Origin of the sequence: Tatumella citrea, from assembly GCF_002163585.1 — a bacterium.
Taxonomy (GTDB): Bacteria; Pseudomonadota; Gammaproteobacteria; order Enterobacterales; family Enterobacteriaceae; genus Tatumella; species Tatumella citrea.
This window is the reverse complement of record NZ_CP015579.1, coordinates 3,466,258-3,477,597: the sequence shown is the minus strand read 5'-3', so window position 1 is coordinate 3,477,597 and position 11,340 is coordinate 3,466,258. Positions and strand designations below refer to the sequence as shown.

9 protein-coding genes and 1 pseudogene are annotated in these 11,340 nt (G+C 47.6%); 5 read left to right on the top strand and 5 right to left on the bottom strand.

Annotation, left to right across the window (positions count from 1 at the left end; translation table 11 throughout):
- The first annotated feature begins 272 nt into the window (after nt 1-272).
- From A7K98_RS16520 to ascB, 5 genes and pseudogenes are all read left to right on the top strand, one after another.
- Complete coding sequence (locus A7K98_RS16520; protein WP_407703119.1) at nt 273-1,361, top strand: porin; 1,089 nt, start codon at nt 273-275, stop codon at nt 1,359-1,361.
- A gap of 277 nt (nt 1,362-1,638) precedes the next feature.
- On the top strand, nt 1,639-2,781 hold the full coding sequence (locus A7K98_RS16515) for a porin (RefSeq protein ID WP_087489545.1): 1,143 nt from the start codon (nt 1,639-1,641) through the stop codon (nt 2,779-2,781).
- Between the two features lie 215 nt (nt 2,782-2,996).
- The gene (gene folA, locus A7K98_RS16510; RefSeq protein WP_087489544.1) at nt 2,997-3,479 is read left to right on the top strand and encodes a type 3 dihydrofolate reductase; all 483 of its coding nucleotides are present in this window, start codon (nt 2,997-2,999) and stop codon (nt 3,477-3,479) included.
- Nucleotides 3,480-4,017: 538 nt separating this feature from the next.
- Nucleotides 4,018-5,403 (top strand): annotated as a pseudogene (locus A7K98_RS16505) (PTS transporter subunit EIIC); the annotation flags it as partial.
- A gap of 130 nt (nt 5,404-5,533) precedes the next feature.
- Nucleotides 5,534-6,925, top strand: coding sequence for a 6-phospho-beta-glucosidase (ascB, locus tag A7K98_RS16500; protein ID WP_087489542.1), 1,392 nt, complete (start codon nt 5,534-5,536; stop codon nt 6,923-6,925).
- A 51-nt stretch (nt 6,926-6,976) separates the two neighbouring features.
- On the opposite strand, the gene apaH is transcribed toward ascB, so the two are convergent.
- From apaH to surA, 5 genes are read right to left on the bottom strand one after another with little or no spacing between them, the layout of a single operon-like run.
- Nucleotides 6,977-7,801 (bottom strand): bis(5'-nucleosyl)-tetraphosphatase (symmetrical) ApaH, encoded by an 825-nt coding sequence (gene apaH / locus A7K98_RS16495; RefSeq protein WP_087489541.1) that lies wholly within the window; start codon nt 7,799-7,801, stop codon nt 6,977-6,979.
- 54 nt (nt 7,802-7,855) lie between these two features.
- The gene (apaG, locus tag A7K98_RS16490) at nt 7,856-8,233 is read right to left on the bottom strand and encodes a Co2+/Mg2+ efflux protein ApaG (protein ID WP_087489540.1); all 378 of its coding nucleotides are present in this window, start codon (nt 8,231-8,233) and stop codon (nt 7,856-7,858) included.
- Between the two features lie 3 nt (nt 8,234-8,236).
- Entirely contained in the window at nt 8,237-9,061 is an 825-nt protein-coding gene (rsmA, locus tag A7K98_RS16485; protein WP_087489539.1) for a 16S rRNA (adenine(1518)-N(6)/adenine(1519)-N(6))-dimethyltransferase RsmA, read from the bottom strand.
- The gene (pdxA, locus tag A7K98_RS16480; protein ID WP_087489538.1) at nt 9,054-10,046 is read right to left on the bottom strand and encodes a 4-hydroxythreonine-4-phosphate dehydrogenase PdxA; all 993 of its coding nucleotides are present in this window, start codon (nt 10,044-10,046) and stop codon (nt 9,054-9,056) included. Before pdxA ends, rsmA begins: the two co-directional genes overlap by 8 nt.
- Nucleotides 10,039-11,331 (bottom strand): peptidylprolyl isomerase SurA, encoded by a 1,293-nt coding sequence (gene surA, locus A7K98_RS16475; RefSeq protein ID WP_087489537.1) that lies wholly within the window; start codon nt 11,329-11,331, stop codon nt 10,039-10,041. Before surA ends, pdxA begins: the two co-directional genes overlap by 8 nt.
- Nucleotides 11,332-11,340: the final 9 nt, after the last annotated feature.

The following is an 11,340-nucleotide window of genomic DNA, read 5'->3' as shown; positions in this document are numbered from 1 at the left end:
CGGTCCTTATAACAAGGATCGCTTATTTCATAAATATTCTTTATAAAAACCGCACTTTCTACCCTATAAATACATTTATTTTTCTGACAGGATATGTTTCGATATGTATGTATGTACGGACATATAAGAAAATTAGAAAGTGTTAGTTGTTTTTTTGCTTTGCCTCAATACCCCGGACAAAAAAAATTTAAATTTTATTATTCATGTGGATAATCTTAATGAAGAAAAGCTGGCGTAATAAATCTCTAACCGGTGGCCTGGTGCTAATGTCGATGCTTCCTCTGGCCTCTCAGGCGGAGATTCACTTAGTTCCTCAGGTTCCTGATGATAGCGTGTTGAGCCGTCTGGATTTAACTGTTGGCGGAAGTATTCGTCCTCAGTTTAACCATTCTACAGGGGTGAACGACAAATCTTATAAACGTAATGGATTCGATGGTGGTACACGTTTTCGTTTCGGAGCTAACTATCACTTCAATGATGATCTGACCTGGATCAACTACTATGAGCTGGGAGTAAATATCCCGGCGGTATTAAAGTGGGATAACCACTATCAGAAAGGTGCAAACCATACGACTCGTCGTATGCTGTACACCGGTCTGGACAGTAAAGAGTGGGGTCGCCTGACTATTGGTCAACAGAACAGTGTTTACTATGATGTAGTCGGGGCTAAAACCGACATCTGGGATGACGATATGTTGGCCCAGGCACCAGGTAACGGTATCAGCGGTGACTACGATGGATCTTATCGTGGGCGTAAAATGCTGAAATATAAAAAATCCATTGACCAGGTTGACGTCTATGCGGGCTTCCTGTTTGCTGATTCAAGCTATTATCCGGGCAATGGCCTGGCGTATAAGCGTCAGGGCGGTGGTTCTTTAGGTGCTGATTACCATATCACCAAAGATCTGACCTGGGGTACGGCATGGAACTACACCAAAGCTTCAATGCGCAATCCTTCTACCGGTGAAGGCAGCAAATACAACCAAAACATTTTTGGTACTGCTCTGAGCTGGACCCCGGATAACTGGGTATTATCAGCAGGTGGCGGTTTCTATGAGAACTTCCTGCTGACTAAGAGAGCGAACCTTAACGACTACTTCGCGGGTAACGCATGGGGTCTCGAGTATTTCGCCGGATATAACTTCCATATCGATCAATACGGTCTGAAAGTTATCCAGCCTTACTTCATGGGTGACCGTCTGCAGTACGTGAGTGGTCGTAATTATCAACGTATTGATAATGGTCTGGGTGTATCGTTCCAGCTGCAGCACGGTTTCCGTGTTGATGTTGAACATATGTTCACCTCCAGCACCGACAAAATTGGCGACCTGAATCTGGTTCGTCTGCGCTACGACTTCTAATCCGTTGTACGCATAAAAAGGGGCAGCTTTTTAGCTGCCCCTTTTTTATTGCCGTTATTTCACCTTTTAAAAATATAAAATATTTTACAGTGAAGACGAATTATTTTTTTCTGTGAGTAAGTTAATATTCACTGAACAGTGATCGTGTGCTTTAGACGATAAAATGTCCTGTTATCTTCGCTATTAATTACATTCTGGCGTGATAGTTTGTTGCCGGTAATTTACCAGGGAACATGAATGCTAATGTAAGAATAATTAATATTAACCAGGATTAACTATGAATAAATGCCGTTGTCTATTACTCTCAGGATCATTAACAATATTATCATTACTTCCAATGATCAGTCGGGCTGAAATAACATTAATAAAAACTGACCCACAAAAAAATGATGTGATGAGTCGCCTGAATTTTAAAGTGGGTGGTAGTATTCGCCCGCAAATAAATCATATGACCGGAGTGCAAGGTAATAACTATAAACGTAATGTATTTGATGGAGGTAGCCGGTTTCGTTTTACTGCTGATTTCCGGATCACTGACTCACTTATCTGGACGAATTATTATGAACTGGGAGTTAATATTCCGGCATTGTTGCACTGGGATAATCACCATGCTGAAGGGGCAAGAAATACGTTACGCAGGATGATGTACACCGCATTACGTAGTCAGCAGTGGGGGGAACTGAGTTTCGGTCAGCGCAATAGTATTTATTATGATGTGGTGGGAGCTAAAACCGATATCTGGGATTACGATATGCTCGGACAGGGGCCCGGTAACGGAATTAACGGTGATTATGATGGTTCGTACCGGCCCCGGAAGCAGTTGAGGTATCAGAACCAGTTCGGTGATGTCAGTTTATACGTTGCCTACCTGTTTTCTGATGATGATTATCTGCCGGGAGACGGGCTTCGCTACAAACGGCGAGGCGGTGGCTCACTGGGATTTAATTACACTATCACCCCTGATTTAAACTGGGGGATGGCATGGAACTACACTAAGGCCCGGATGAGAAGCCCACAACTCCATGAAAATAAAAACGAAAATCAGAATTTGCTGGGAACTGCATTCAGTTGGCGACCCGGTCAGTGGCGGCTGGCTGCCGGCGGAGGCTGGTATCAGAACTTCGCGCCCAGCCATCGTATTGATGTTCAACATTATTTCGCAGGGGATGCGTGGGGTGTAGAATATTATGCCGGATATAACATCCCTGTGCAGCGTTATATTCTGCAATCAGTGCAACCCTATTTTATGGGGGACCGTATGCAGTTTGTTACAGGAAGAGATTATCAGCGTACAGACAATGGATTAGGGATATCTTTTGCACTGGATTATGGATTCAGGGTCGATTATGAGTATGTCATTACCGCTGATTCTGATCACCAGGGAAATATGAATGTAATCCGGCTCTATTATAATTTTTAACCGATACAGCACGGCCAGCCACTGCATAATACCTGTGAGTGTTTGCTGCAATTTAATATCCTGTTTCACCGGACTTTTCTGCAGCAGGAAGACTGTCTGGCCGTCAGCCAGACCAGCATATGGTCCATAGATAATGATGAAATAGTTTCCATGCCTATCGACGAACACAAAGCCTTTCCGTATGATGTCGCCAATTTTTCGAGCGGGTTAACGTAATGATTAGTCTGATTGCTGCCATGGCAGCGGATCGTATTATTGGCATGGATAATGCCATGCCGTGGAGCCTGCCGGCGGACCTGGCCTGGTTCAAAAAGCATACTCTGAACAAGCCTGTAATTATGGGGCGCCGGACGTTCGAGTCGATAGGCAGACCACTCCCTGGACGGCTGAACATTGTTATCAGTCGCACACCCGGGGAAACCGCGGGTGTCACCCGCGCCACATCTCTGGAAGAAGCTTTACAGCTCGCAGGGGAAGCTTCTGAGATTATGATCATCGGTGGTGGAAAAATCTATGCTCAGATGCTGGAAAAAGCTGACCGGTTATATCTGACACATATCGATGCCGAAGTAGAAGGAGATACTCAGTTTCCTGACTATAACCCGGATCAGTGGCACTCTGTTTTTAGTGAGTTCCATGATGCTGACAGTAACAACACCCACAGTTTTTGCTTCGAAATCCTCGATCGCCGTCGTTAGTCTTTGCCCTGTACCGTCAGGAGTTCTGTCGTGTTATCAGGATTCCTGACAGCTATTGCTGCCGGCTGAAACGCATTATCGGCCGGAATTGCAAAATACAGTTTCCCACGTCTTAATTCTCTTTTTATAAAACGATCTCGTTCACAATTTTTATCTTCCCGGTAAATAAAAGTGGATTAACCAGCCTGCAGTGTTATTTTTGGAAATATCGATGCCAGTAAGGCAATAGGAATTTTCCATAATAATGATCGTAAATCATCATTATGTCGGTGATTACCTGAAGAAAGTGTTTTTAATCTGTAGTTGTCTCTGGAATTGTAAACTTTAATGGCAGTCCTTAAATGTTACTTTCCTGGCGTGCTTGCTTGTAACACAAAGTTAACATTTTTATGAATAAGGATATGTCATCAGAAACAATGACAGCCGGGAATGCAGAAAGTTATTTCCGTGACTGCAGAGAGAAATGAAAGCAGACGAAACTGTTGAACGGATATTAACAGTAAATAAGGAAATTAAACAGTAACTCAGGGAGATAAGAATGACAGGATTTGTGCAACTGGCGAGGCAGATCGTCGAAACCGTTGGCGGAAAAAATAATATCCTGACGGTGGTTCATTGTGCAACCAGATTACGTTTCAAACTGGTATCAACACCTACTGGTGCGGCAGAAGCCATTAAGTCACTCGAAGGGGTGATTACCGTGGTTGAAAGCGGCGGACAATTCCAGGTCGTGATTGGCAACCATGTCGGAGAAGTATTCAGGGCGATAGAAGACCATCTGTCCGGGAGAGAAGAGTCATTACCCGATCCAAAACACGCGCCACAGTCAGAACCAGGCAGCAATCTGCTGGCGCGCTTTATTGACCTGGTTTCAGGGATATTCACTCCCGTACTGAGTGTGATGGCCGCCTCAGGAATGCTGAAGGGTTTTCTGGCTTTAGCGCTGGTACTTAACCTGCTGACACAGGAGAGTGGTACTTATCAGCTATGGTTTGCTGCCAGTGATGCGTTGTTTTATTTCTTCCCACTGGTACTGGGGTATACCGCGGGTAAAAAATTCGGTGGTTCCCCGTTCCTGACCATGGCGATTGGCGGGGCACTGGTTCATCCATTGGTCATGTCATTGAGCCAGGGTAGTGACCCGTCGGCAGTTGATACCTTTTTTGGTTTGCCACTAACCTTTATTAATTACAGTTCATCGGTCATTCCAATTATTTTTGCCTCATGGGCGTGTTGCTGGCTGGAAAAACGGCTTTATCCACGTCTGCCTTCAGCCATACGTAATTTCGCTACCCCGCTTTTCTGCCTGATGGTGATAGTCCCTCTGACATTCCTGGTGATAGGTCCGGTGTCTACTTTCCTGAGTCAGTGTCTGGCTACGGGGTATCAGTGGATCTATGACATTGCACCGTGGATTGCCGGCATGTTCCTCGGCACTGTGTGGCAGATTTGCGTGATTTTCGGCCTGCACTGGGGGCTTATTCCGGTGGCTATTAATAATCTGAGTATGCTGGGATTCGATACTATCGTTCCGTTGTTGTTGCCTGCAGTCCTGGGGCAGACAGGGGCTGCGTTGGGCGTTTTGCTGGCTTGCCGGGATCAAAAACTAAAAATGCTGGCAGGCACATCCGTGACCGCCGGTTTGTTTGGTATTACAGAGCCGGCCATCTATGGCGTGACGTTACCGCTCAGAAAACCATTTATGTTTGGCTGTATTGCCGGGGGACTTGGTGGTGGCATTGTTGGGCTGTTCCAGGCAAAAGTCTGGTCATTCGGACTTGTGAGTATATTTTCGTTTACTCAGATGATCCCAGCCGAAGGTGTTGACCCCTCAGTCTGGGGGGCTGTGGCCGGGGCATTGAGTGCTCTGGTGCTTTCCTGCCTGTTGACGTTTTTCTTTGGTGTTCCCCGTGTAGCACCTGCAGCAATGACTCAAAAATGATAACTACCGGTGGGCCACAATCTGTAAAACCTGCAAGATTGCAGGCCTGCCGGAAATCAGAGACTACGGCCACTGTGCCGGAGAATGACAGCCACTATCTAAGGAGAGATAAATGAATTTGTTTCCGGAATCATTTCTATGGGGAGGGGCCATTGCAGCCAACCAGGCGGAGGGAGCGTGGCAGGAAGATGGTAAAGGACTTTCAACTTCAGATGTACAGCCGAACGGTATTTTCGGAGGAATTGATCCACGTACTTCCGCACAAAGCTATCTGAAAGATGTTGCAATCGATTTTTATCACCGCTATCCGCAGGATATTGCGCTGTTTGCCGAAATGGGCTTTACCTGCCTGAGGTTATCCATTGCCTGGACACGAATTTTTCCGCGCGGTGATGAGAGTGAACCAAATGAAGCCGGACTGGCATATTACGACAAGCTGTTTGCGGAACTGGAAAAGTATCACATTCAGCCGGTGGTCACTCTGTCGCATTATGAGATGCCGTGGGCGCTGGTTTCTGAGTACGGTGGATGGGGCAACCGTCAGGTCATTGAGTTTTTTATGCGTTATGCCAGAGTGGTCTTCACGCGCTATCAGCAACGCGTTCGTTTGTGGCTGACCTTTAACGAGATCAATATGTCTCTGCATGCGCCATTAACCGGAGTAGGGATTGCCGCTGACAGCAGCCTTAATGATATTTATCAGGCCATTCATCATCAGCTGGTGGCCAGTGGGCTGGCGGTACAGGCATGCCACCAGATTATCCCGCAGGCCAAAATTGGCAATATGCTGTTGGGGGGATTGTTGTATCCGTTAACGCCAAAACCTGACGATGTCTGGGCAACCCTGAGTGAAAACCGCCACTGGTTGTTTTTTGGTGATGTCCAGGTCAGAGGAGAGTATCCGGGCTATATGCGGCGCTATTTCCGTGACAACAATATCAGCCTGAAGATAACGGAACAGGACAAAGCGGCCCTCAGGCACAGTATAGATTTTATCTCTTTCAGTTATTACATGTCCGGATGTGCCTGTGCAGATGCATCAGCTCAGGAATCCTGCCAGGGTAACATTTTGAATATGATCCCTAATCCACATCTTGCGGCCTCTGAGTGGGGCTGGCAGATTGATCCGCTGGGGTTGCGGGTGCTGCTGAATCTGCTGTGGGATCGTTACAATAAACCATTGTTTATTGTTGAGAATGGTCTGGGCGCCCGCGATCAGTTAACAGAGGATCATCAGGTGATCGATGATTACCGGATCAGTTACATGAACGATCATTTACTGCAGATCAGAGAGGCTCTGGAAGATGGGGTGGAAATTATGGGATACACCAGTTGGGGTCCAATTGATCTGGTCAGTGCATCTAAGGCTGAAATTTCGAAACGCTACGGTTTTATTTATGTCGATCGACAGGATGACGGACAAGGCAGCTTAGAACGCTATCGTAAGAAAAGTTTTGGCTGGTATCAGTCTGTCATTGCCAGCAGGGGAGAAACACTTAAATAAAGGCATTTACGGTTGCCCTGTGACTTATCACGGGGCAACTGTATCAACGGATCAGTTCTTTTTACGTTTCAGTGACGGCTGGCGGAAATATTTTTTGTCTTCCCAGCGTAACATCGTCAGATTACCACCCCAGCAGCAGCCTGTATCCAGTCCGATAATCCCTTCAGGTGTTCCTTTGCCTTCCAGTGATGCCCAGTGACCAAATACGATAGTGTAGTTATCCCGAACCGGGCCATTCAGCATAAACCAGGGTTTTAGCGGAGGAATGGCTTTTTCCGGAGAGTCCTTGCAGATCATATCCAACTGCCCGTTAGGAAAACAGTAGCGCATCCGGGTGAATGCGTTTGCACTAAATCTCAGGCGTGACAAACCGCTGAGATCCGGTGACCAGTTATTAGGCATATCACCATACATTGCATCAAGAAATAGTGGGTAACTGCCGCTGGAGAGAATGGCTTCCAGTTCTCTGGCACAGGCTTTCGCAGTCTCTATATCCCACTGTGGTGTGATACCGGCATGAGCCATAACCAGTTTTTTCTTCTCGTCTATCTGCAGTAACGGTTGACGACGAAGCCAGTTGATCAGACTGTCACAGTCTTCAGCAGTCAGTAAGGCAGAAAGATTGTCTTTTGGTTTATTACGGCTAATTCCGGCATATACCGCAAGGATATGCAAATCGTGGTTGCCAAGAACCAGCCGGACCGAATCACCCAGCGCTTTCACTTTACGTAACACCGCCAGGGAATCAGGCCCACGAGCCACCAGATCACCGGTCAGCCAGAGCTCATCTGTTGACGGGTCGAAGTTGACCTTTTTCAGCAACGCAGTAAATTCAGCGTAGCAACCGTGAATATCACCAATCAGATAGGTACTCATGAAAATCCTGTCAGCGTAAAACAGCCGCCCCGGGGGACAGGCCGGCGATGGTTCTTAATGGAGCTGTGCGGAGACGGCCAGACGGAATACAGGGATAGGGGTATGGAATTGTTCGCCATGCTCATCCTGCATAATATAATGTCCCTGCATGGTGCCAATAGGTGTTTCCAGGACGGCACCACTGGTGTATTGATACTCACCACCTGGCGCAATCACGGGTTGTTCACCGACCACACCTTCTCCGCGAACTTCAGTTTCGTTGCCGTTACCATTAGTAATCAGCCAGTAGCGTTCAAGCAACCGGACAGTGTCATGCCCAAGATTACGAATAGTAATAGTATAGGCGAACACATAACGTTCAGCTTCCGGTTGAGACTGTGAAGCTACATAAAACGTCTGTACGTTGACGTAAACGCGTCTGGATCCACTCATGGTTTAGCTCTCCTGAGGTTGCTCCGGATGTTCAGTCAGCCAGTGTGCCAACTGGCAATACTGGGCAATAGTCACATTTTCTGCACGCAGATTATTATCAATACCTAAATCGGCAAGGACAGCTTCAGGAAACAGGTGTCCCAGACTGTTACGCAGAGTCTTACGGCGTTTACCGAAAGCCTCGGTAGTGATACGGCTCAACACTTTCACACTGACTGCCGGATAAGGAGACTGCGTATGCGGTATCAGACGAACAACCGCAGAGTCGACTTTAGGCGGAGGCGTGAAAGAGTGTGGCGGTACTTCCAGTACAGGGATAACCTGACAGTAATATTGTGCCATCACGGTTAAGCGCCCATAAGCTTTACTGCCCGGACCAGCCACCAGCCGGTTAACCACCTCTTTTTGCAGCATAAAGTGCATGTCTTTAATCGCACCAGGATAGCTGAAAAGGTGGAACATCAGTGGGGTAGAGATGTTGTAAGGCAAATTACCAAACACCCGCAGTGGCTGTCCTCGTTCTACTGATAACTCAGCAAAATTGAAGGTCATGGCATCCTGCTGGAAAATCGTCAGTTTCGGACCAAGGAACGGATGAGTCTGCAAACGCGCAGCCAGATCACGGTCGAGCTCGATCACCGTTAAGGCATCGAGTTGCTCTCCGACGGGTTCAGTCAGTGCTCCGAGTCCGGGACCGATTTCAACCATCGCATCGCTTTTTTGCGGATGAATGGCTGAGACGATGCTATCTATAATGTATTGATCGTTAAGGAAGTTTTGCCCGAAACGTTTACGGGCGTAGTGCCCCTGATGGACGCGATTATTCATTACTGCTCTTAATCATATTTATGGCGAGGTTGATCGCCGTAATAAAGCTTCCCGGATCTGCCAGGCCCTGGCCGGCTAACTCAAGCGCAGTTCCGTGGTCAACAGAAGTCCGGATAAATGGCAGGCCAAGGGTAATATTCACCGCCCGGCCAAAGCCCTGATATTTTAACACGGGTAAGCCCTGATCGTGATACATCGCCAGCACCGCGTCTGCGTTTTGCAGATACTTAGGCTGGAACAGGGTGTCGGCGGGTAAAGGCCCGATAAGGGAAATCCCCTGCTGCCGCAGTTCTTCCAGTGCCGGTTCAATGACATCAATTTCTTCATGGCCCATATGACCACCTTCACCAGCATGCGGATTCAGGCCGCAAACCAGAATTTTAGGGCTGGCAATATGAAATTTATGCTGTAAATCGTGATGAAGAATAGTGATTACTTCATGAAGATTCTCGCGGGTAATTGCCGCAGAGACATCTTTCAGGGGCAGGTGAGTTGTGGCTAATGCTACCCGCAACTCTGTGGTTGCCAGCATCATTACTACTTTCTCACAGCCTGCGCGGTCAGCAAAAAACTCAGTATGTCCGGTGAACGGGATGCCGGCATCATTAATAATGCCTTTATGAACCGGGCCGGTAACCAGCGCGGAAAATTCACCATTCAGACAGCCATCACAGGCCGTTGCCAGAGTTCGCAGTACATAATCACTATTGTCTACTGACAACTGTCCGGCAATAGTATCAGTATTCAGAGGAACGGATAACAGGGTTAAACTACCCGCTTGCTGGGGTTGTGCCGGAATGCCTGGCTGATAATCTCTCAGCGTGAGTGGCAGTCCAAGTTGTGCTGCCCGGTCCAGCAGTAGCTTTCTGTCAGCGCAAACAACTAATTCGGCCGGCCATTGCTGGCCGGCCAGAAGTACGGTCAAATCAGGACCAATCCCGGCGGGTTCGCCGGGAGTGATCACTATTCTTGGAATATCAGCCATTGTTATCCAGAATCTTCACATAAGCTTCAGCACGTTGTTCCTGCATCCAGGTCTGTGCTTCTTCTGCAAACTTACGGTTAAACAGCATCCGGTAAGCACGGTCTTTACCGGCATCTTCGGTGCGGTCAACCTGGCGGGTATCCATCAGTTGAATTAAATGCCAGCCGAAAGATGAACGGACAGGCTCGCTGATCTGGCCTTTATTCAGATGCATAACTGCGTCACGGAAAGCCGGGTCGTAAATGTTAGGTGAAGCCCAACCCAGATCGCCGCCCTGGTTAGCTGATCCCGGATCTTCTGAGTACTGTCTTGCAGCCTGAGCAAAGGTAATTTTACCGCTACGGATGTCTGCGGCAATTTGCTCAATTTTAGCGCGCGCCTGCTGGTCAGACATGATTGGCGAGACTTTAACCAGAATATGACGAGCATGAACTTCGGTGACCGAAACATTTTGAGATTCACCGCGTACATCATTCACTTTCAGAATGTGGAAACCAACACCAGAGCGGATAGGGCCAATGATATCGCCTTTATGAGCGGTGCTCAGCGCCTGGCTGAACAGGCTTGGCAGCTCTTCAATTTTACCCCAACCCATGTTGCCGCCTTTCAGCGCCTGAGGGTCAGCAGAGTAAGTGACGGCCATTTTACCGAAATCGGCACCGTTCTTCAGTTCACCAACCAGTTTCTTAGCCAGAGCTTCTTCATCATCTACCTGTTGCTGAGTAGGATTTTCAGGCAATGGTAACAGAATCATGCTCAGGTTCAGTTCAGTACCTGGTACGTTCTGGCTGGCTATCTGTTTTGCCAGGTTATCAACTTCCTGCGGGAGAATAGTGACCCGGCTTCTGACTTCGTTGTTACGAACGGTAGAGATCAGCATTTCCTTACGGATCTGGTTACGGTAGTTCGCGTAGTTAACACCGTCATAGCTCAGTCGGCTGCGCAACTGATCCAGAGTCATATGGTTCTGCGCCGCAATATTCTGAATAGCCTGATCCAGTTCCTGATCGCTTATCTGAATTCCGGCACGCTGGCCTATCTGAGTGATGATACTGTCCATGATTTCACGATCCAGAATCTGATGACGTAACGTCTGATCGTCAGGCAATTGCTGGCCGGCCTCTTTAGCCTGAGTCTTCACCGTACTCATCATGTCATCAACGTCGCTTTCTAACACCACACTGTTATTCACAATCGCAGCGACTTTATCAACCATCTGTGGTGCTGCAATAGCAGTAGTAGCATTCATCGCTACGCACAGAATCAGCATTCTCCAGTTCTTCATACTTTATCC

Excerpts from the sequence above, each read along its gene's own strand:
- A7K98_RS16520 (WP_407703119.1), top strand. The coding sequence starts at position 273 with ATGCTTCCTCTGGCCTCTCAGGCGGAGATTCACTTAGTTCCTCAGGTT.
- A7K98_RS16515 (WP_087489545.1), top strand. The coding sequence starts at position 1,639 with ATGAATAAATGCCGTTGTCTATTACTCTCAGGATCATTAACAATATTA.
- folA (WP_087489544.1), top strand. The coding sequence starts at position 2,997 with ATGATTAGTCTGATTGCTGCCATGGCAGCGGATCGTATTATTGGCATG.
- ascB (WP_087489542.1), top strand. The coding sequence starts at position 5,534 with ATGAATTTGTTTCCGGAATCATTTCTATGGGGAGGGGCCATTGCAGCC.
- apaH (WP_087489541.1), bottom strand. The coding sequence starts at position 7,801 with ATGAGTACCTATCTGATTGGTGATATTCACGGTTGCTACGCTGAATTT.
- apaG (WP_087489540.1), bottom strand. The coding sequence starts at position 8,233 with ATGAGTGGATCCAGACGCGTTTACGTCAACGTACAGACGTTTTATGTA.
- rsmA (WP_087489539.1), bottom strand. The coding sequence starts at position 9,061 with ATGAATAATCGCGTCCATCAGGGGCACTACGCCCGTAAACGTTTCGGG.
- pdxA (WP_087489538.1), bottom strand. The coding sequence starts at position 10,046 with ATGGCTGATATTCCAAGAATAGTGATCACTCCCGGCGAACCCGCCGGG.
- surA (WP_087489537.1), bottom strand. The coding sequence starts at position 11,331 with ATGAAGAACTGGAGAATGCTGATTCTGTGCGTAGCGATGAATGCTACT.